Annotated in this window: 18 protein-coding genes; 7 read left to right on the top strand and 11 right to left on the bottom strand. The window is 73.4% G+C overall.

What is annotated here, in order from left to right; genetic code table 11:
- Window positions 1–107: 107 nt before the first annotated feature.
- Both pyk and Q7A36_RS08385 read left to right on the top strand, forming a co-directional pair.
- A complete protein-coding gene (gene pyk / locus Q7A36_RS08390; protein WP_305103316.1) occupies window positions 108–1,541 on the top strand; it encodes a pyruvate kinase in 1,434 nt (477 codons plus the stop codon).
- Window positions 1,542–1,679: 138 nt separating this feature from the next.
- Window positions 1,680–2,078 carry a hypothetical protein gene (locus tag Q7A36_RS08385; RefSeq protein WP_305103228.1) on the top strand — a complete coding sequence of 133 codons (399 nt, stop codon included), beginning with the start codon at window positions 1,680–1,682 and terminating at the stop codon, window positions 2,076–2,078.
- Window positions 2,079–2,280: 202 nt separating this feature from the next.
- On the opposite strand, the gene Q7A36_RS08380 is transcribed toward Q7A36_RS08385, so the two are convergent.
- Window positions 2,281–3,744: a DUF2231 domain-containing protein gene (locus Q7A36_RS08380; protein ID WP_305103227.1), complete on the bottom strand. Its 1,464-nt coding sequence runs from the start codon at window positions 3,742–3,744 to the stop codon at window positions 2,281–2,283.
- 206 nt (window positions 3,745–3,950) lie between these two features.
- Between Q7A36_RS08380 and Q7A36_RS08375 the strand changes: the two genes are divergently transcribed.
- Entirely contained in the window at window positions 3,951–5,732 is a 1,782-nt protein-coding gene (locus Q7A36_RS08375; protein ID WP_305103226.1) for a coiled-coil domain-containing protein, read from the top strand.
- A 91-nt stretch (window positions 5,733–5,823) separates the two neighbouring features.
- Complete coding sequence (locus tag Q7A36_RS08370; protein ID WP_305103225.1) at window positions 5,824–6,627, top strand: hypothetical protein; 804 nt, start codon at window positions 5,824–5,826, stop codon at window positions 6,625–6,627.
- Here Q7A36_RS08370 and ada read toward each other — a convergent pair whose 3' ends face one another.
- The 3 genes from ada to Q7A36_RS08355 all read right to left on the bottom strand — a co-directional run bounded on the left by ada (window position 6,628) and on the right by Q7A36_RS08355 (window position 9,410).
- Window positions 6,628–7,692: a bifunctional DNA-binding transcriptional regulator/O6-methylguanine-DNA methyltransferase Ada gene (ada, locus tag Q7A36_RS08365; protein WP_305103224.1), complete on the bottom strand. Its 1,065-nt coding sequence runs from the start codon at window positions 7,690–7,692 to the stop codon at window positions 6,628–6,630.
- Window positions 7,693–8,073: 381 nt separating this feature from the next.
- Complete coding sequence (locus Q7A36_RS08360; RefSeq protein ID WP_305103223.1) at window positions 8,074–8,655, bottom strand: tetratricopeptide repeat protein; 582 nt, start codon at window positions 8,653–8,655, stop codon at window positions 8,074–8,076.
- Between the two features lie 74 nt (window positions 8,656–8,729).
- Complete coding sequence (locus Q7A36_RS08355) at window positions 8,730–9,410, bottom strand: GntR family transcriptional regulator (RefSeq protein WP_305103222.1); 681 nt, start codon at window positions 9,408–9,410, stop codon at window positions 8,730–8,732.
- A gap of 80 nt (window positions 9,411–9,490) precedes the next feature.
- On the opposite strand from Q7A36_RS08355, the gene tcuA reads away from it, so the two are divergent.
- Both tcuA and tcuB read left to right on the top strand, forming a co-directional pair.
- Complete coding sequence (gene tcuA / locus Q7A36_RS08350) at window positions 9,491–10,888, top strand: FAD-dependent tricarballylate dehydrogenase TcuA (RefSeq protein ID WP_305103221.1); 1,398 nt, start codon at window positions 9,491–9,493, stop codon at window positions 10,886–10,888.
- Window positions 10,875–12,020, top strand: a complete 1,146-nt coding sequence (tcuB, locus tag Q7A36_RS08345) for a tricarballylate utilization 4Fe-4S protein TcuB (RefSeq protein ID WP_305103220.1) — start codon at window positions 10,875–10,877, stop codon at window positions 12,018–12,020. The genes tcuA and tcuB overlap by 14 nt, the downstream gene beginning before the upstream one ends.
- A 66-nt stretch (window positions 12,021–12,086) precedes the next feature.
- On the opposite strand, the gene Q7A36_RS08340 is transcribed toward tcuB, so the two are convergent.
- Window positions 12,087–13,136: a Bug family tripartite tricarboxylate transporter substrate binding protein gene (locus tag Q7A36_RS08340; RefSeq protein ID WP_305103219.1), complete on the bottom strand. Its 1,050-nt coding sequence runs from the start codon at window positions 13,134–13,136 to the stop codon at window positions 12,087–12,089.
- 135 nt (window positions 13,137–13,271) lie between these two features.
- Between Q7A36_RS08340 and Q7A36_RS08335 the strand changes: the two genes are divergently transcribed.
- Window positions 13,272–14,360: a YihY/virulence factor BrkB family protein gene (locus Q7A36_RS08335; protein WP_305103218.1), complete on the top strand. Its 1,089-nt coding sequence runs from the start codon at window positions 13,272–13,274 to the stop codon at window positions 14,358–14,360.
- Between the two features lie 73 nt (window positions 14,361–14,433).
- On the opposite strand, the gene Q7A36_RS08330 is transcribed toward Q7A36_RS08335, so the two are convergent.
- The 6 genes from Q7A36_RS08330 to Q7A36_RS08305 all read right to left on the bottom strand — a co-directional run bounded on the left by Q7A36_RS08330 (window position 14,434) and on the right by Q7A36_RS08305 (window position 19,148).
- Entirely contained in the window at window positions 14,434–14,928 is a 495-nt protein-coding gene (locus Q7A36_RS08330) for a hypothetical protein (RefSeq protein ID WP_305103217.1), read from the bottom strand.
- Window positions 14,929–15,125: 197 nt separating this feature from the next.
- The gene (locus Q7A36_RS08325; RefSeq protein ID WP_305103216.1) at window positions 15,126–15,503 is read right to left on the bottom strand and encodes a globin; all 378 of its coding nucleotides are present in this window, start codon (window positions 15,501–15,503) and stop codon (window positions 15,126–15,128) included.
- Window positions 15,504–15,549: 46 nt separating this feature from the next.
- Complete coding sequence (locus Q7A36_RS08320) at window positions 15,550–15,771, bottom strand: DUF2798 domain-containing protein (RefSeq protein WP_305103215.1); 222 nt, start codon at window positions 15,769–15,771, stop codon at window positions 15,550–15,552.
- Entirely contained in the window at window positions 15,768–17,093 is a 1,326-nt protein-coding gene (gene glcF, locus Q7A36_RS08315; protein WP_305103214.1) for a glycolate oxidase subunit GlcF, read from the bottom strand. Before glcF ends, Q7A36_RS08320 begins: the two co-directional genes overlap by 4 nt.
- Before the next feature lie 100 nt (window positions 17,094–17,193).
- On the bottom strand, window positions 17,194–17,952 hold the full coding sequence (locus tag Q7A36_RS08310) for an SGNH/GDSL hydrolase family protein (protein ID WP_305103213.1): 759 nt from the start codon (window positions 17,950–17,952) through the stop codon (window positions 17,194–17,196).
- Window positions 17,949–19,148, bottom strand: a complete 1,200-nt coding sequence (locus Q7A36_RS08305) for an OpgC family protein (protein ID WP_305103212.1) — start codon at window positions 19,146–19,148, stop codon at window positions 17,949–17,951. Before Q7A36_RS08305 ends, Q7A36_RS08310 begins: the two co-directional genes overlap by 4 nt.
- Window positions 19,149–19,249: the final 101 nt, after the last annotated feature.

Genomic DNA, 19,249 nt, shown 5'->3' with positions numbered 1-19,249 from the left:
GGCAGCGCATCCCGGCCGACCGGGTCACGGAGCTCTCGAAGCTGCTCGACATGCCGGCTTGGCAGCTCCGCCCGGACCTGCACCCACCGCCGGAAGGGAAGCTCCGCATGGCGCCCCGCATCCCGCTCCGCCGCCGCCGGCGCACCAAGATCGTGGCCACCCTCGGCCCCGCCTCCTCCAGTGCGGAGGTGATCGAGCGACTCTACCGGGCCGGCGCCGATGTCTTCCGCCTCAATTTCTCGCACGGCTCCCATGCCGACCATGCCGAGCGCATCGGCATCATCCGCGCCATCGAGGAGAAGGTGGGCCGTCCCATCGGCATCCTGGCCGATGTGCAGGGCCCGAAGCTGCGCGTCGGCCGCTTCCAGGGCGGGCGGGTGCAGTTGCAGACCGGCCAGCCCTTCCGCCTCGACCTGAACCCCACGCCCGGCAATGTCAGCCGCGTGCAGTTGCCGCATCCCGAGATCATCCAGGCGGCGCAGATCGGCACCACCCTCCTGCTCGATGACGGCAAGCTCCGCTTCCGCGTCACCCGCGTGCGCGGCGACCACCTGGAGACCGAGGTGGTGGTCGGCGGCGCGCTGTCCGACCGCAAGGGCGTCAACGTTCCCGACGTCGCGCTCCCCATCCCGGCGCTCACCGAGAAGGACAAGGAGGACCTGGCCTTCGTCCTCGAGCGCGGGATCGAATATATCGGCCTCTCCTTCGTGCAACGGCCTGAGGACGTGGCCGAGGCCAAGCGCATCGCCGGCGGCCGCGCCCAGATCATGGTGAAGATGGAGAAGCCGCAGGCGGTCGAGAACCTCGACGCCATCATCGCGCTGACCGACTGCGTGATGGTGGCGCGCGGCGATCTCGGCGTGGAATGCCCGCCCGAGGAGGTGCCGCTCATCCAGAAGCGCATCGTCCGCGCCGCCAAGGCGGCGGGCAAGCCGGTGGTGGTGGCGACGCAGATGCTGGAGAGCATGATCGGCTCCCCCTCCCCGACCCGGGCCGAGGCCTCGGACGTGGCGACGGCGGTCTTCGACGGCGCCGATGCGGTGATGCTCTCGGCCGAGACGGCGGCCGGCCAGTACCCCTACGAAGCCGTCAACATGATGGACCGCATCCTCGCGCGGGTGGAACTCGACGCCGACTGGCGCCGGCTGACCGATGCCGCGCGGCCGGAGCCGGAGCCGAACAGCGCCGGCGCCATCGCCGCCGCGGCGCGGCAGGTGGCGCACACCATCAAGGCGGAGGCGATCGCCACCTTCACCTCGACCGGCAGCACGACGCTGCGCGTGGCGCGGGAGCGGCCGGACTGCCCGATCCTCGGCCTGACCGCGAGCACGGAGACCGCGCGCCGCCTGGCCGTGGTCTGGGGCGTGCACCCGCTGCTGACCAACGAGCCCAACAGCATGGGCGACATGGTCAACAAGGCGACCCGCGCCGCGGTGCAGGAGGGCTTCGCCACGGCGGGGCAGGAGGTGGTGGTCACGGCGGGCGTGCCCTTCGGGACGCCCGGCACCACCAATGCCCTGCGCGTGGCGGTGGTGAGGTAGCGCCGGCCTCTCTCATCCGTGATCGGTGGCGGGCTGATTCCCGCCCCGACACGGATTACGGGAAGGAAATCTGGCGGCCATGCCGCGTTCCGGCCGGCGTTCGGGCCAAAGCGCCCACCTGCCGGAAGGATGCATGACATGACCAGGGCACGCCTCAGCGGGACCGCGGCGATCGCGGCCAGTCTCGCCCTTCTCGCCGCCTGCCAATCGCCACCCCGTCCCGTCGCCGCCGTCTCCCCGCCCGGCGCCAGCGCCGCGGCGCCGGTCGTCCCCGGCACGGCGCGGATCATGGGCGGCTCGAGCAATGCCGATATCCAGCGCGTGGAGCAGGGCACCGGCGCGCAGGCGCCGATCGTGCCCGGCACCGGCCGCATCATGGGCGGCATCAGCAATGCCGAGGTGCAGCGGACCATGCCGGGCACCGGCGTGCAGGCCCCCATCCAGCCCGGCACCGGCCGGATCATGGGCGGGATCAGCAATGCCGAGGTGCAGCGCTCGGGCGGGGGCGCCCCGCCGCCGGGCTACCCCGCACGCTGAGCGATCGCCGGCCGGGGGCGCTTCGCGGCGCCTGCGTGCAGAAGGCGACCATGGCCTGGACCGGGGCGCGGCCGGACGGCCCGCGCCCGGCGCTGGGGCCATGCCGGCCGGGATGGCCTGCCGTTGGCGCCACGCCGCCCCGGCATCGCGCCCGCCCGCTGCCCCAGCGACCGGCAGGCCCCGGGACGCCTGCCGGTCCTCGTCACACGCCTTCCAGCAGCCGCACCTTCAGTGCCCGGAAGGCCTGCCGCGCGCGCGATTCGCGGGCCTGCTCCAGCAGCGCCTCCAGCGCATGGCCGATCTCGCGCAGCCGCGCCTCGCCCAGGCGCTCGGCCTCGGGGAACATCGAGCGCTCCTCGGACCCGGCATGGTGGTCCAGCGCCGCGTGCAGCGCGCGCAGATGCGCCTCGAATTCCGGCGTCGCGGTGGAGAGCTTCAGCGTCTCGGCCAGCAGGTCGGCAAGCTGCCGGTGCTCGGCATGCGCGACGGCGACGTCCTCGCTGACCGCCCGGACCGCCGGGTAGAACAACCGGTCCTCGACGTATTCGTGGATCTCCATCTCCTGCGCCAGCATCCGCAGCAGGTCGCGCCGCGCCGGATCCTCGCGCGGCATGGCCTCGATCCGCGCGAACATCCGCCGCAGCATCGCATGGTGCTCGCGCAGCACGTCATCCGCCCGCCTGCCGCGCGGCCCGCCCTGCGGCCCGGCGGCCCGCGCGACGCGCTCGCGGGTCACCACCTCGTCGCCCGGCTCCTGCTCCCGCCGGATCTCCACCATGCCGTCGCGGATGCGCAGGGCGTAGCGCGGCTGCGGGCAAGTGGAGGGTCCGTCCATCGGCTCTCCGGTCGCGAGGTCGTAGCGCGAGCCGTGCCAGGGGCAGACCAGCCGCCCTTCCAGCACCCAGCCCTGGTCGAGCGGCCCGCCGGCATGCGAGCAGCGCGCGCCCATGGCATGCACGCGGCCGCGATGCAGCACCAGGGCGATGCCGATCTCCTGCCGCGTATCGGCATCCCAGACCTCGACGCGGCGCGGCCGGTCCTCCTGCAACTCGGCGAGCGGCAGCACCGCCTCCCATTCCCGCGGCGCCGGGCTGCGGTCGGCATGGTCGACGCCGACGCGCCGGCGATAGACCAGATGCCCGCCGAGATAGCCACCCAGCGCCATGGCACCCCAGCCGGCCATGGAAGCCGCCTGCCCCGCACCGCGCCGCCCGCCCGCGCGCAGCCGGAGCGACAGCAGCATCAGCCCGAGCGCCGTGGTATTGGTCAGCCCGTGCACGAGGCCGAGCCGCCGGTCGCGGCCATCGGTGTATTGCCAGTCGGCGATGCCGGTCGCCGCCGCGGCGACGGCACCGACCGCGCCGGCCCCGAGCGCCGTGTCCGCCACCTGCGCCACCGCCCGCCCGCGCACCAGTCCGAGCCGCGCCAGCAGGTCCATCCCGAGCGCGAGGGTCCAGGCGCCGATCGGCAGCGTCACCAGCATCGGATGCACCGGGTGGCCGTAGCCCGTGCCATGCAGCGCATTGCCCAGCCGCCGCGCCGGCCGTCCGGCGATCTGCGCCGGGCGGGCCAGGGCATTGCCGATCGCATAGCCCGGCGGGTCCAGCCGCTCCGCCGCCTCGATCCGTCCGACCAGCGCCTCCGCGCCCCGCTGCCTGCCCGCCATGGTTTCCCCTCGCCCTGGCACGCAGCCCAGGGTGCCCGCCGCCCTCGCGGCTAAAGCGGCGGCGCCTTGCCGGTTCACCGTGACGGTGAGAACATCAAACCGAAACGTGACCGTGCGGCACGTCGCCTGTCACGCGCCGGCAATTGACGACCTTGCCGCGAGCGGGCGGCATGTCCGGGTGCTGCGGCGATCGGGGGAGTCTTGCCATGCATAGGTCGTTGCGGGGGCCGGGGCGGGCCCTGGCCATGGTCGCGCCCGTCCTGCTCGGGTCGCTGTCTGGCTGCGGCTATACGGTCGAGCGCACCGCGCGGGTGGACAGCCTGCAGCGCAGCCTCGCGGCATCGCAGGCGGAGGGCGGCACCCTCCGCGTCCGGGTGGAGGAGCTCGAGCGCAGCCTGGCGCAGGAGCGCAGCGCCGCCGGCGACCTCGCCGCCATCGAGGCGCGGCTGACCGAGGCGCGCAGCGCCCTCGCCACCGCCCAGCGCACCCGCAGCCAGGCCGAGGCCGATCTCCGCCGCCAGCGCGCGGCGCTCGCCGAGGAGGAGCAGCGCCTCGGCGGGCTGCAGACCCAGGCGGGCGAGGTCGAGCGCAACCGGACCGAGCGCCTCGGCCTGCTCGGCGAGACGGAGCGGCGCCTCGCCGCCCTGCAGGAGCAATCCGGGTCTGAGGAACGGCGGCTGGCGGACCTGCGTGGCCAGGTCTCGGCGCAGGAAGGCCGCCTCGCCGCGCTCAGCGAGCGCAGCACCGCCGAGGACCGCCGCCTCGCCCTGCTGCGCGAGCAGGCGACGCAGACCGAACAGCGGCTCGCCACGCTGCGGCAGCAATCGGCGACCGAGGACCGGACGCTCGCCGAGCAGCGCCAGCGCGTGACGCAGGAGGAGCAGCGGCTGCAGGCGCTGCGCAGCAGCATCACCGAGGCCGAGCGGACCGTCGCCGAGCGCCGGCAGGCCGGCACCGAGACGGAGCGGCGGCTGGCCACGCTCCGCGAGCAGACGGCGGCCGCCGAGCGGGACCTCGCGCAGCGCCGGACCGCGCTGACCGAGGCGGATGGGCGGCTTGCCACCCTGCGCGACCAGGCGGGCACGGCCGAGCGGGACCTGACGCAGCGACGGACCGCGATCACCGAGGCCGACCGGCGCCTGGCCACCCTGCGCGACCAGACCGGCACGGCGGATCGCGACCTGGCGCAGCGCCGCGCCGCACTGACCGACGCGGATGGACGGCTCACCACGCTGCGCGACCAGACCGGCACCGCCGATCGCGACCTCGCGGCGCGGCGCACCGCGCTGGGCGAGGCCGATACCCGCCTCACCCGCACCACCCAGGCGGCCGAGGAGGCCGAGCGGCGGGTGCGCGGCCTCGAGGCGCGGCAGGCCGAGCTGGGCCGGACCACCTCCGAGGCCGAGCGGCGGCTGACCACGCTGCGCGAGAATGTCGCGGTGTCGGAGGCGACGCTGGCCGAGCGGCGCAACGCCGTCACCCAGGCCGAGGCGGAGGTCGCGCGGCTCGGCACGGCGCGGGACCAGGCGGCCGCGACGCTCCGCGGCCTGGAGCAGCGCACCGCCGAGCTGCGCCAGGAGATCGGCACGGCCGAGCGCCGGCTGGCCGAGCTGCGCGACGGCACGACGGCGGAGGAGCGGCGGCTGCAGGCGGCGCGGGCCGAGGCCGCGGCGGCGGAGCGCGAGCTGGCGCAGCGGCGCGATGCCCTGGCCGGCCTGGAGCGGCAGGCGAGCGGGGCGACGGAGACCGCACGACAGGAACAGGCAGCGCTGCAGCGCGAGGTGGAGGGGCTGCGGGGCGAGGTCGCCTCGCTCGAGCGCCGGCGCGATTCGCTGAACGGCGAGATCACCAGCGCCCAGGCCCGGCTGGAGGCGCAGCGGCGCGACCTGGCCGAGACCGCCGCGCGCGCCGCGCGGGAGCGGGATGCCGGCGCCCAGGCGATCCCGACCGCGGCGCCCGAGGGTGGCGGCAGCAGCGAACGGCAATGACGCGGACCGCGAGGGGGCACGGGGCGGCGCGGCTTTCCCGCTGTCGCCAGCGACGATAGCCTGCCGCCGAAACGGCAGGAGGACATCGTCCATGACGGCAATGCTGCGCAGACTCGCCCTTGCGCTGGCCCTGGCGCTCGGCGGGTTGCCGGCGCTGGCGCAGACCTCGCCCAGGGTGACGGAGGCCGGGCCGGCCCCCACCTCGATCATCTGGATCGGCAACAGCTTCTTCTATTTCAACAACGGCATCACCGCGCATGTCGGCGGCCTGTTGCGGGCGGCGCGCCGGCCGGATGTGCGGGCCTCGCTGGTCACCATCAGCGGGTCCGGCTTCGACTGGCACGACGTCGAGAGCTATTTTCGGCCGAACGCCATCGGCAGGTACAGCTTCAACCCGGACAACACGATCCGCTTCAACACGCCGGAGCGGCTGTTCGACATGGCCGTGATGATGGATTGCAGCCAGTGCCCGCTGCACCCCGACCTGAAGGGGCCCTTCGACGTCTATGCGAAGCGGCATGCCGAGACGGTGCGGCGGCACGGCGCGCGACCGGTCTTCTTCATGTCCTGGGCCTATGAGGACAAGCCGGAGATGACCGCGGGCCTCGCGGAGGCCTATACGAGGATCGGCAATGCGCTCGACGCCCTGGTGATCCCGGCCGGCCTCGCCTTCGCCCGTGTGCAGGCGGAGCGGCCGGAGGCCGGGATCTACGCGCCGGACCGGCGGCACCCGAGCCTCGCCGGGACCTATCTCGCCGCCGCCGTGAGCTATGCCGCGATCTTCGTCGCCTCCCCGGTCGACCTGCCCTATACCGCCGGCCTCGACCCCAAACTCGCCGGCTACCTGCAGCAGGTCGCCTGGCGGACGGTGCAGGACTACTACGGACGGAAGTAGTCAGCCTCGCCCGGCGCGCTCCTTGGCCAGCAGCGCGCGCTTGCGCGGGACGCCCCAGCGATAGCCGGTCAGGTCGCCATCCTTGCCCACCACCCGGTGGCAGGGGACGGCCAGCGAGACATGGTTCTGCGCGCAGGCCCGGGCGACGGCGCGCACGGCGCGCGGGGCGCCGATCGCCTCGGCCATCTCGCCATAGGTGCGGGTCTCGCCGAAGGGGATCTCCGTCAGCGCCTGCCAGACCCGGCGCTGGAAGGCGGTGCCACGGAGGTCGAGCGGCAGGGCGAGCGCGGCCTTCGGTTCCTCGAGGAAGGCCACCACCTGCCGGATGGTGGCGGCGAGGGCCTCCGGCGCCGGCTCCACCCGCGCCTTCGGGAAGCGATGGCGGAGGTCGCCCTCCAGCGCCGCGACGTCCTCGGCGAAGCCGATGAAGCAGACGCCGCTCTCCGTCGCGCCGACCATCAGCGGGCCGAGGGCGCTCTCGGCGGTCGCGGTGCGGATCACCTCGCCCTCCCCGCCCCGGCGGGCGGCGCCGGGCGTCATGCCGAGGACCCGGCCCGGCGCGCCATAGACCCGGCTCTCGCTGCCATAGCCGGCGCCGGCGACGGCCTCGGCCACCCGGTCGCCCGCGGCAAGCGCGGCCTGCAGCCGGCGGGCGCGGACCGATTCGGCGTAGCTGCGCGGGGTGACGCCGGTGATCTCCTTGAACAGCCGCAGGAAATGGTGCCGGGCATAGCCGGCGCGGTCGGCGAGGGTCGCAAGGCCCGGGATGGTCTCGCTCCGCTCGATCAGGTCGCAGGCGGCGCGGATGGCGGCGGCATGCAGCGCGGCGCGGTCGCCCTTGGGGTCGCAGCGCTTGCAGGCGCGGAAGCCGTCGGCCTCGGCCGCTGGGACATCGGCGTAGAAGCGGACATTGCGCCGGAGCGGCGGGCGGCTGGGGCAGCCGGGGCGGCAGAAGACGCCCTGCGTCGTCACCGCATAGAGGAAGGGCCCGCAGGCCGGGGAAGGGTCGCGCGCCAGCAGGGCGTCCCAGCGGGCGGCGTCGGATGGGTCGGGGATGGGGGCCATGTGCGTCATGACCCTAGACTGGCGCGGGGCCGGGCCGGCAGCCATCCGGCCGTTGCGTCGGCATCGGAGGGCAGCCGGCCGGACCTTCGGGCTACTTCGACTGGGAGACCGCCGCGGCGGCGGCGACCAGGCCGAACACCCAGGGCAGCATGGTGAGGATCTCGTTCACGGGATTTGTCCTGATGCGGCGGCACCACGCGGCGCCGCCTTCGTCGCTGCATCAGATGTGCCCGCGGGACACAAACCGCCAATAACCGGACCGGATTGCCGCAATGCAGCAGGCGAATGACGATCACGTTATCCGTGACCGGGGGCGCCTTGTATGTTGGGCGAGCCGATTCAGACCTCCGGGCCATCCGGCCCTTCGGTCATCGGCGCGCCTCAGGTGACGTCGCCCTCGGCCTTGCGGCGCTGCTCGCGCAGCCGCTCCTGCCCGCCCGGCATGCGCGGGTTGATGGCCATCGCCGCCTCCAGGCTCCGCAGCGCGCCCATGGCATTGCCGGCCTCGTCCTGCAGCCGGGCGAGGCTCATCAGGGCCAGCCAGTGCCGGGGCTCGAGCCGCAGCGCCTCCTGCAGGTCGCGCGCCGCGGCGCCGCCGTCGCCGGCGCGGGCATAGGCCTCGGCGCGCAGGAACCAGGCATCGGCGAAGTCGGGCTGCAGGGTAATGGCGGCGTCGAAATCCTCCAGCGCCTCGGCCGGAAGCTGCGCCTCCACCTCCCGCGCGCCGCGGCGGAGCAAGAGCGTGGCGGAGGGGGTGGCGGATTGCGCCCAGAGGGCGCGGATGCGCGCCTCGACCAGGGCGGCGCCGGCCTCGTCCGGGGCCGATTTCAGCGCCTCGAAGGCGCGGTCGAGCTCGGCCTTGCGGGCCTCGGCGGCGCGCGCGGCCGCGCTCTGCGGCGGGGCGGGCGCCTGGGCCAGGGCGGCGGGGGAGAGCAGGAGCAGCAGGGCGAGGAGCCGGCGCATGCGGGGAGAATCGGGTGGCGCGGGTCGGCTGGCAAGGGTGCCGTGCGGCCTGCCGTGCCGCGGGTGGGGCGTGCCTACCGCCCGCCCGGCGTCGCCTGCGGCAGGTCGCCGGTGCTGAGCAGCCAGGCCAAGCGGTGCCGCAGCGCGGCGCGCGCATGCGCCCGGGCCGCCGCCTCGGCCCCCTCCCCGTCCCGCCGCTGCAGCGCCTGCAGGATGGCGCGGTGCTCGGCATGCGCCGCCTCCGCCCGGCCGCCGCGCGCGAGCAGGGAGGGCAGCAGGGCCATGGTGGCGGCCAGTTGCTCGAGGCTCCGCAACAGGTAGCGGTTGTGGGCGGCGAGGTAGAGCAGGCCGTGCAGCCGGAGGTTCACCTCCGCCAGCCCGCCGGGATCGCCGAAGGCGGCCGGCTCCCCCGCGACGATCTCCGCCATGGCGGCAAGCTCGGCCTCCGTCGCGTGCTGCGCGGCCAGCCGCGCCGCCGCGCCCTCCAGGATCTCCCGCATGACGTAGAGCTCCATCACCCCGGCATGGTCGGGCCGGGTGACGGTCAGGCCGCGGCGCGGCTCATGGGTCAGCAGCCCCTCCGCCTCCAGCCGGGCGATGGCGCCGCGGACGGGGGTGCGGGAGACGCCGAAGCGCGCCGCGAGGTCGGTCTCGGTCAGCCGCAGGCCGGGCGCGAGCGTGCCGTCGCGGATCGCCGCGCGGATGCGGTCATAGGCTTCCTGCCCGAGGTCGCGCGGGACGGGAGGGAGGTCCATGGCCGCCGGCGTAGCCCGGGGCCGCAGGGCTTTCGAGCGCATCTGGACAATCTCGTATCCCGGTGGATACAAGGGTGTCCATGCCGGATTTCAGCCGTCCCTGGGACGTCCTGGTCGTCGGCGGCGGGAATGCCGCCCTCTGCGCCGCCATCGAGGCCCGCCGCGCCGGCGCGAGCGTGCTCGTCGCCGAGCATGCGCCGAAGCCGCTGCGCGGCGGCAACAGCCGGCACACGCGCAATGTGCGCGCGCTGCACCCGGCGCCGACCGACGTCCAGGTCGAGACCTATCTTGAGGAGGAGTACTGGGACGACCTGCTGAAGGTCACCGGCGGCAAGACGGACGAGCACCTGGCCCGCACCTGCATCCGCGCCAGCCAGCACGCGCCGGGCTTCCTGAAAAGCTGCGGGGTGGTCTTCCAGCCCTCGCTCTCCGGCACCCTCTCCCTCTCGCGCACCAACGCCTTCTTCCTCGGCGGCGGCAAGGCGCTGGTTAATGCGCTCTACCGCACGGCCGAGGCGCTCGGCATCGACATCCTCTACGACACCGAGGTGCAGCACATCGAGGTGCAGGAGGGCTTCGCCAGCGAGGCCATCCTCTCCTACCACGGCTTCCCGCAGCGGGTGCGGTTCCGGGCGGTGGTCGCCTCGGCCGGCGGCTTCCAGGCGAACCGCGACTGGCTGCGGGAATACTGGGGCGACGCCGCCGACAATTTCCAGATCCGCGGCACGCCCTATGCCCAGGGGACCGTCCTGAAGGACCTGCTGGGCCAGGGCGTGCAGGAGGTGGGCGACCCCACGCAGTTCCACGCCGTCTGCAACGATGCCCGCGCGCCGATGGAGGATGGCGGGCTGGCCATGCGGCTGGACTGCACGCCCTTCGCCATCGTGGTGAACAGGAATGTCGAGCGCTTCTATGACGAGGGCGAGGACACCTGGCCCAAGCGCTACGCCATCTGGGGCCGGCTGATCGCCCGGCAGCCGGACCAGCAAGCCTTCGCCATCACCGACAGCAAGGCGGAGCTGGACTACCTGCCGAGCGTCTTCCCGCCGGCCAAGGCGGGCACGATCCCGGAACTTGCCGAGAAGCTCGGCCTCGACCCCGACAAGGTGCAGCGCGTGGTGGACGAGTACAATGCCGCCGTCCGCCCCGGCACCTTCAAGCCGCAAGCGCTGGACGACTGCCGCACGGAAGGGCTGACCCCGCCCAAGAGCCATTGGGCGCGGCGCATCGACACGCCGCCCTTCATCGGCCACCCCATGCGGCCCGGCATCACCTTCACCTTCCTCTCGGTCAAGGTGAACGACCGCGCGCGGGTGATGATGGCGGATGGCAAGCCGAGCGCGAACATCTTCGCCTCGGGCGAGATCATGTCGGGGAACATCCTCGGCCAGGGCTACCTCGCCGGCTTCGGCATGGCGATCGGCACCACCTTCGGACGCATCGCGGGAGAGGAGGCGGCGCGCCTTGCACGGAACTGACATGCGGGGCGCCGCGGCGCATCCGCTCGACGCCTCCGATACCGTCGCCGAGGCACAGCGGCACATGGCCGTCTGCAATGCCTGCCGCTACTGCGAGGGCTATTGCGCCGTCTTCCCCGCCATGACGCTGCGGCGGGAGTTCACGACGGGCGACCTGACGCACCTCGCCAATCTCTGCCACAACTGCAAGGGGTGCTTCCACGCCTGCCAGTATGCGCCGCCGCATGAGTTCGGGATCAACCTGCCGCAGACCTTCGCCACGCTGCGGCAGGAGAGCTACGCCGAATATGCCTGGCCGCCGGGCGCGGGGAAGGTGTTCGCCAGGAACGGCACACTGCTCTCGCTGCTGATGGCCGCTTTCGTCGCGCTGTCCCTGGTGCTGACGGCGGCCATCCAGGATCCGGCGGTGCTCTATGCGCCGCAGTCGGGGCCGGGCGCCTTCTACCGCATCATGCCGCTCTGGCTGCTGAACGCGCTGGCGGGCACGACCTTCCTGTTCTCGCTCTTCGCGCTGGCGATGGGGGCCATCCGCTACTGGGTCGGGACGGGGCGGTCGGCCGGTGCGCCGCTGACGCCGCCGGCCATGGCGGCGGCGACGGTCGATATCCTCGCGCTGCGCAACCTCGGCGGCGGCGGGCATGGCTGCAACGACATCGACGAGGGCTTCTCGACCGCGCGGCGCTGGCTGCACCACGCCATGTTCTACGGCTTCCTGCTGTGCTTCGCCGCGACCACGACGGGCGCCGCCTATTATCACTTCTTCCACTGGGTCTCGCCGCATGCCTTCTGGAGCCTGCCGGTGCAACTCGGCCTCTGGGGCGGCGTGCTGCTGCTGATCGGCACGGCGGGGCTGACCTGGGTGAAGACGGTGACTGACCCGGCGCCGGTGGCGCGGCAGCTCATGGGCGGGGAGTATGCGCTGCTGGCGCTGCTCTTCCTGGTTGCGGCCACCGGGCTGCTTCTGCTGGCGGTGCGGCACACCGGCGCGATGGGGATCGTGATGGCGATCCATCTCGGCCTGGTGCTCTCGCTCTTCGTGGCGCTGCCCTACAGCAAGATGGTGCACGGCCTCTATCGCAGCCTCGCCCTGCTGCGGAACGCCCGCGAGCAACGCGCCGCGGGGCGGACATAAGGGGGGTCTCGAAGGGGGGCCTCGCCCCCTTCGCGGGGTCTGGGGCGGAGCCCCAGATGTCGCGCGTTACCGTCCCAGCTTGACGCCCGCCTCCTGCACGATGGCCTTGAACTTCGCCACCTCGGCCGCGAGGAAGGCCCGCGTCTCCGCCGGCGTCGCCGGCCGGGCCGGATCGACGCCCGCCTGCGCCATCCGCTCCGTCACCGTGGTCTCCGCCAGCGCCGCGAGCGCCGCCTTCGACAGCGCCGCGGTGACCTCGGGCGGCAGGCCGCGCGGACCGCAGAGCATGTTCCAGGTCGTCACCTCGAAGCCCTTGAGCCCGATCTCGTCCAGCGTCGGGATGTCGGGGAAGAGCGGGTGGCGCTGCAGCGAGCTTACCGCCAGCCCGCGCGAGAGCCCGTCGCGGATATGCGGCGCGGTGGAGGCCAGGACCTCGAGCGAGTAGTCCACCTCTCCCTTCGCCAGCGCCTCCATCACGGCCGAGCCGCCGCGATAGGGCACGTGCTCCGCCCTCAAGGGTTCGGCCGGCCGATTCACGCTGCGGGCCTCCGGCCCTCCGCGATCGGACGGCAGGCCCCCGGCGCGGATCTTCAGGTACTCGCCGGTGAGGTGGCCGATCCCGCCCGCCCCGCTGGTCGCCCAGGTGTAGCGGCCGGGACTGGCCTTCACCGCCTCCAGCAACTCCTGCGCCGTGCGGAAGGGCGAGGCCGCCGGCACGACCAGCACGATCGGCCCGCCGCCCACGATGGCGATCTGCGTAAAATCCTCAAGCGGGTCGTAGGGCGTCTGTTGCGGCAGCGCCGCCGGGTTGCTGCCGAGCGCCGAGGCGGAGGCGAGCAGCAGCGTGGTGCCGTCCGCCGGCCGATGCTTGACCCAGTCGGCGCCGACCGAGCCGCCCGCGCCCGCCCGGTTCTCCACCACGATCCTCGCCTGGGGCCCGAGCTTCGGCGCCATGCGCTCGGCCAGGATGCGCGCTGCGATATCGGTGGAGCCGCCGGCAAGGAAGGGAACCACCAGGGTGATCGGCCGGTCGGGATAGCCGGACTGCGCCGCGGCAGGGCGGAGTGCAGGCAAGGCCAGCGTGGCGGCGAGCAGCGCGCGGCGCGGAAGAATCATGGCGGTCGGCATCCCGGACGTCGTTGCGGGGGAGATGCCGCGGATCGGGCCCGCAGGCAAATCGCGTCGCGGCGGGCACCGTTGCGGCTGTCGGGCGTTGCCACCGGCGCTGGCCCTTGCCCTGAGGAGACGCCCATGCCGGCGGAGCGTAGCCCGAACCCCGTCCTCGCCACCCTCGCCGCCGCCGGCGGGCTTGTGCTGCTGGTCATGAACCGCGGCAGCACCGGCGCGCATCCGGCCCGCGCCGCCGCGCAACGGCCCGCCGGCCCTTCCCGCCCGCATGCCGCCGGCGGCCATGGCCACGAGGCCACCAGCCCGGCCGATTTCCCGGCGCGCGGCTGGTGGGAGATCCTCAAGCGCACCGCCAGCGAGGTGAACAACGACCGGGTGATGACCGAGGCGGCAGGCATCACCTTCTACACCCTGCTCGCGCTCTTCCCCGCGCTCGCCGCGCTGATCTCGATCTACGGCCTCTTCGCCGATCCCGCGACGATCAACGAACACCTGCAGGCTGTGGCGGACGTCATCCCCAGCGGCGGCATGCAGATCATCGACGAGCAGGTGCGGCGCATCACGTCGAAAGGCAGCGGCACGCTGGGCTTCGGCGCGGTCCTCGGCCTCGCCACCTCGCTCTGGTCGGCGAACCAGGCGATGAAGGCCTTCGTCGATTCGCTCAACATCGTCTATGGCGAGAAGGAGAAGCGCAGCTTCTTCAAGCGGCTCGCCGTCACCATGGCCTTCACCGTCGCGGGCATCCTGTTCATCGTGCTGGCGATGGTGGGCGTGGTCGCCATCCCGGTGGTGCTCAACTTCGTCGGCCTCGGCGGGACGCTGGATTCCGTGCTGCGCCTCGCGCGCTGGCCGGTGCTGCTGATCGCCGTCGGCTTCTTCCTCGCCTGCCTCTACCGCTACGGGCCGAGCCGGGAGCGCGCGCAGTGGCGCTGGGTGAGTTGGGGCAGCGCCTTCGCCTCGCTGGCCTGGGTCGCCTTCTCGCTCGGCTTCTCCTGGTACGTCACGCATTTCGGCAGCTACAACGAGACCTATGGCTCGCTGGGCGCGGTGATCGGCTTCATGACCTGGATCTGGCTCTCCTCCACTGTCGTGCTGGCAGGGGCGGAACTGGATGCGGAGATGGAGCACCAGACGGCGCGCGACACCACCACAGGGCCGGAGCGGCCGCTCGGCGCGCGCGGCGCGCGGATGGCGGATACGGTGGCGGGCTAAGCAGAGTTTCGCGGGTCGGGGCACACCCCGTGCGGCCCGACCCTTCGAAGCGAAAGCCTTATTGGGGGTTTGCTCAGCGTAGCCGGCTGACGCTCAGCACCCGGGTGCTGGCGAGGTCGGCGTCGCTCACGCGCATGAGCAAGCCACAGCCATCGATCCCCGGGCCGGCACGGCCGCAGGTTTCTCGCGCCGCCCGCAGGCAGAGCCGGGCCGCCGCGAGATAGCCGTCCTCGGCGGCCAGCACGCGTTCGACGCTCCCGGTGCCGCGCACCGCCCCGGCCGCCTGGCGCGAGGCCGCGTCGCCCTCGCCGATCGCGGCACCGCAGGCCGCCTCGGCATCGACCTGGCCCGAGAGGTGCAGCACGCCCCGTGCGCCCTCCGCCAGGCTGCGCGCGAGCGAGGCGCCGAGCGCATCGGGCACGCGCTGCACCGCCCGGCCGGGAGACGCGGTCGGGCTGAGTTGCAGCGGCACCGAATGCAAGCCCGGGACGCGGAGAAAGGCGAGCAGCAGGCCGATCGCCACAACCAAGCCGGGATTGCGGAAAGGATGAGTCCAAAGCCTGCGCACGACGTCACCCCCACGTTTTCGTGAGCACAGTCTTCCGCAGGGGTCCGGCCGACGCAAGCCGGAATGTCCAAAATGTGAAGAATAGGATCGAAAATAACACAACTCCGGGTTGCGCGACTATTGCCGTTGCGGCCCCCGTGCCCAGGCCGGCCGGGCCGCCGACCACTGCCGGATGTGCCTGTACGGGTCGGCACGGCTCAGGCGGGCAAGCCGAGCGCATCCAGCCGCGCGCGCCAGCCGCTCTCCATGGCAGGCGTCCAGTCGGGCCCCAGCGACTCGCGCACCGTCTGCATCAGCAGGGCATAGAAGCCGTCGAAGAGCGCCTCCGGCACGCCGATATTCGCGTGGTTCAGCCGCTCGATCCCGATCAGCCCGGCCAGGCGCTCGCCGCCGTCCAGCAGCGCCTCGAGCGCGACGGCCAGCATCTGGCCGCGCACATGCCCGCCGGTGTCGAGCAGGAAGAGCGCCTCCGCCTCCGGATGCCGGGCGAAGAGGCGGGCATAGACCGCCGGCGCCGGGTCGCCATGCCGCGCGGCATAGAGGGCAAGGCTCTCCGCCACCGCGTCGCCGTCCATCCGCGCCCTCCCCCCTGCTGGCCGGGGCAGGCTAGCGCGGCGGCGTTCAGGCCGTCAGCCGGCCGACGATCCTGCGCGCGAGCGGCAGGGCGACGACCGCCGCCGGGAAGGCGAAGCCCCAGGCCAGCAGCCAGTTGCGGAACCAGAGGCCGAGGAAACCGGCGATCAGGCCGACGCTGTTCAGGGTCAGCAGCAGCGAGACGACGAAGGTCATGAAGAAGGTCATGACCAGCGGCACGAGGATCGGGGTCCAGCGCGCCGGGATCATGCCGTGGCCTTGGCCCGCCGCGCAGCGCCGACCGCCGCGGGCTCCGGCCCGCCGGCCATCCAGTCCAGCAGCTCGACCGTATGCACCGTCGGCAAGGCGTCCCCGCCGAGCTGGGTCAGGCAGCCGATATTGCCCGCCGCGATCAGGTCGGCGCGGGTCTCCTGCAGGTTCTGGAGCTTCCGCTCCCGCAGCCTGCCGGCGATCTCCGGCTGCAGCAGGTTGTAGGTGCCGGCGCTGCCGCAGCAGAGATGCGGCTCGCGCGGCTCCTTCACCGCGAAGCCGGCCTTGGCCAGCAATTGCTTCGGCAGGGTGGTGATCCGCTGCCCGTGCTGCAGGCTGCAGGCGGAGTGGTAGGCGACCGTCAGACCGGGCTTCTCCCGGCTCGGCGCATAGCCGAACTTCTGCAGCGCCTCGGAGACGTCCATCGCCAGCGCCGAGACCTTCGCGGCGCGCTCGGCCTCCGGCGCCTCGCGGAACATGAAGCCGTAGTCCTTCACCGTCGTGCCGCAGCCCGAGGTGTTGATGACGATGCCGTCCAGCCCCTCGCTCTCGATCTCGCGGCTCCAGGCGGCGATGTTGGCGCGGGCCAGGCGGAAGGCCGGGTCGTGCTGGCCCATGTGGTGGTCGAGCGCGCCGCAGCAGCCCTGCTCGCGCGTGACGACCACCTCGATCCCCATGCGGGTCAGCAGGCGGATCGTCGCCTCGTTGATCGAGGGCGCGAGCACCTGCTGGGCGCAGCCGGTCAGCAGCGCGACGCGGCCGCGGCGCTGCCCCTCCGCGCGATGCGCCTGCGGCGCCTGCATCGGGCTCGGCGGCGGCAGGGCGCCGGGTGCGAGCTTCAGCATGGCGCGCAGCCGCTGCCCCAGCACATGCCCGCCCGGAATCAGCGCGGAGACCGGCCGCCCGAGCCTCGCCCCCGCGATCGCCGCGCGGAACCGCGCGGGATAGGGCAGCACGGCGGAAAGCACCCGGCGCAGCAGCCTCTCGTGCCAGGGCCGGTCATAGGTCTCCTCGATGTAGCGCCGAGCGTGGTCGACCAGGTGCATGTAATTCACGCCCGAGGGGCAGGTCGTCATGCAGGACAGGCACGACAGGCAGCGGTCCACATGCTTGACCACCTCCGGCGTCGCCGGCCGCCCGCTCTCGAGCATGTCCTTGATCAGGTAGATGCGCCCGCGCGGGGAATCGAGCTCGTCGCCGAGCAGCACGAAGGTCGGGCAGGTCGCCGTGCAGAAGCCGCAATGGACGCAGGTCCGCAGGATCGTGTTGCTCTCCCGCGTGTCCGGGTCGGCAAGCTGCTCGGGCGCGAAATTCGTCTGCATGACTGGGATATAGGCGCGAATGCCGGGCCCGGGAACCGACCTCGGGAAGCGCTGCCCCCCGCCGGGGGGCGGAGCCGCCCCCCGGACCCCGGCCGGGGTCTCAGCGGCCGGTGGCCCTCGCCTCCGCCGCGCCGTCGCGGAGCAGCGCCGCGATGGCCTGGGCCAGGCAGTCGTTGAGGCGGTCGGTCGCCGCGACGCGCTCCGGCTTCGGGGCGCGCTCGACATCGACCTGCTCGGTCTCCGCCCAGTGGCGCATCAGGTCCCAGCGCCGCAGCAGCGGCACCTTGTGCGCGGCGGCCACCAGCCGCAGCGCGTCCAGATAGGGCTCGACATTGGCATTGGCGCGGAGGAAGCGGCTGAACTGCGGATCCATCAGCACCGCATCGGCGCCCGCGGCCCGCAGCGCGTCGAGCCCCTCGTTCAGCGCGTCCACCATCTCGTCCACCTCGCGCCCGCGCACCGCGCTCTCGGTGCCGGTGGCCCAGAGGACGAGCTGCGCCGGCGCCCGCGCCATCTCCCCGGCCAGCAGCGCGCCCGCCTCGGCGGTCGAGATGCCGCGCCGCGCCCGCACCACCACCTCGATCCTGAGGCCCGGGCGGCGCTCGGCGATCAGCGCCTCCAGCCGCGCCGGCCAGGCCGCGGCCGGGCCGCTGGTGCCGGGGCCGAGGACGGAGGCGCCGCCCACCACCAGCACCCGGAGCGCCCCGGCCTGCACCGCGTGGAGCATGGCCGGCAGCGGCGCCCCGGCCTCCAGCAGCTCCGCCGGCGCCTGGCAGATGGGCGTCGCCGATCCTGCCGCGGGGGCGACCAAAGCGCCCAGCAGCAGCAACGGTCCGAGCAGGCGCGCCGCGGCGATCATGCCGGAGTCGTAGAGGACGGCACCGCAACGGGCAAGCCGGCGCCCCGCGGCGCCGCCGGCGCAGGCTCGCCCCGCTCCCGCTGGCGGTACCAGGCGGCGACCAGGCCGACCGCGACCAGCGCCGCCAGCCCGCCCAGGTTGACCGCAAGCTGCATCAGTCCGCGGTCCGACTGCTCCAGCGCCAGGCGGCCGAGGAAGGAGAGGAAGATGCCGGCGCAGAAGACCGGCAGCCCGTGCTGGCCCATCACCAGGAAGGGGGCGACGGCCCGGCCCCGCAGCCAGGCCGCCTCGCGCGGCACCGCATGGCCCAGCAGGTAGGCGAGCGCGAGGATGGAGAGCAGGCGCACCGGATGCAGCGCACCCTTGTCGATGCCGGCCAGCATCAGCGTCAGCCCCTCGGGCGCCAGCGCCAGCCAGTCCTCCGCACTGTGCGTCACCAGCATCGCCGCCGCGCCCAGCAGCAGCACCGCCACCGCCCCGGCCGCCAGGTCCTGCCGGAAGGGCACCACGGGCGCCGGGCCGCGCCGGCCGCCCGGCCCCGGCGGCGCATGGCCCAGCACGCAGCCGATCAGGAACAGCAACTGCCAGCCGAAGGGGTTGAAGAACCAGACGCCGTCGATCCAGTTCGGCAGGTTGAGGTCGAAGGACCGCGCCAGGCCGTAGATCACCCCCGAGAGCCCGAGCAGCAGCGCCGGCCGCCGCAACAGCGGCAGCGCCGGGATCAGCAGCACCAGCAGCGCGATGTAGAGCGGCAGGATGTCGAGGAAGGCCGGCTGGTAGCGCAGCAGCAGCGCCTGCAGCAGGGCGTGGTAGGGCTGCTCCCGGAAGGGGTCGAGGTGCAGCTCGTCCAGATAGGCCGGGCTGTCGAGGATGGCGGCGGAGTAGCCGACCTGCGCGGCGAAGACCACGAAGAGGAAGATATGCGCGACGTAGAGCGTCCCGGCGCGCCGCAGCAGCGCCGCCGCGCCGAAGAGCCAGCCCCGCCGCTCCAGCGTCGCGCCATAGGCCATGCCCGCGGCATAGCCAGCCAGCAGCACGAAGGCCTCGGTCGCGTCGCAGAAGGCGATGTTGCGCAGCGTCAGGTCGCCCAGGCGGTTTCCCGGCACGTGGTCGATGAAAATGAACCACAGGGCGAGGCCGCGGAAGAAATCGACCCGCAGGTCGCGCGCCCCGCCGCCCCGGACCAACCCCTGCATGCCCACCTCCGCCGCGGAAGAAGCGGCCATGGCCATGCTTTGCAAGTCACGTTGCATTCCGTAATCGGTGCCTCCGGCTGGCGCCGCGGCTCCGGCTGCGG

The sequence above is a fragment of the Paracraurococcus lichenis genome (assembly GCF_030657435.1).
Taxonomy (GTDB): domain Bacteria; phylum Pseudomonadota; class Alphaproteobacteria; order Acetobacterales; family Acetobacteraceae; genus Paracraurococcus; species Paracraurococcus lichenis.
This window is presented reverse-complemented; position numbering and strand designations above follow the sequence as displayed.

Coding starts and splice junctions, on each gene's coding strand:
- Q7A36_RS08320 (WP_305103215.1), bottom strand. CDS start 15,771: ATGATCCCGGCGCGCTGGACCCCGATCCTCGTGCCGCTGGTCATGACC.
- pyk (WP_305103316.1), top strand. CDS start 108: ATGGCGCCCCGCATCCCGCTCCGCCGCCGCCGGCGCACCAAGATCGTG.
- Q7A36_RS08380 (WP_305103227.1), bottom strand. CDS start 3,744: ATGGCGGGCAGGCAGCGGGGCGCGGAGGCGCTGGTCGGACGGATCGAG.
- ada (WP_305103224.1), bottom strand. CDS start 7,692: ATGGCCCCCATCCCCGACCCATCCGACGCCGCCCGCTGGGACGCCCTG.
- tcuA (WP_305103221.1), top strand. CDS start 9,491: ATGCCGGATTTCAGCCGTCCCTGGGACGTCCTGGTCGTCGGCGGCGGG.
- glcF (WP_305103214.1), bottom strand. CDS start 17,093: ATGCAGACGAATTTCGCGCCCGAGCAGCTTGCCGACCCGGACACGCGG.
- Q7A36_RS08375 (WP_305103226.1), top strand. CDS start 3,951: ATGCATAGGTCGTTGCGGGGGCCGGGGCGGGCCCTGGCCATGGTCGCG.
- Q7A36_RS08385 (WP_305103228.1), top strand. CDS start 1,680: ATGACCAGGGCACGCCTCAGCGGGACCGCGGCGATCGCGGCCAGTCTC.
- Q7A36_RS08370 (WP_305103225.1), top strand. CDS start 5,824: ATGACGGCAATGCTGCGCAGACTCGCCCTTGCGCTGGCCCTGGCGCTC.
- Q7A36_RS08360 (WP_305103223.1), bottom strand. CDS start 8,655: ATGCGCCGGCTCCTCGCCCTGCTGCTCCTGCTCTCCCCCGCCGCCCTG.
- Q7A36_RS08310 (WP_305103213.1), bottom strand. CDS start 17,952: ATGATCGCCGCGGCGCGCCTGCTCGGACCGTTGCTGCTGCTGGGCGCT.
- Q7A36_RS08340 (WP_305103219.1), bottom strand. CDS start 13,136: ATGATTCTTCCGCGCCGCGCGCTGCTCGCCGCCACGCTGGCCTTGCCT.
- Q7A36_RS08325 (WP_305103216.1), bottom strand. CDS start 15,503: ATGGACGGCGACGCGGTGGCGGAGAGCCTTGCCCTCTATGCCGCGCGG.
- Q7A36_RS08305 (WP_305103212.1), bottom strand. CDS start 19,148: ATGCAGGGGTTGGTCCGGGGCGGCGGGGCGCGCGACCTGCGGGTCGAT.
- Q7A36_RS08355 (WP_305103222.1), bottom strand. CDS start 9,410: ATGGACCTCCCTCCCGTCCCGCGCGACCTCGGGCAGGAAGCCTATGAC.
- Q7A36_RS08335 (WP_305103218.1), top strand. CDS start 13,272: ATGCCGGCGGAGCGTAGCCCGAACCCCGTCCTCGCCACCCTCGCCGCC.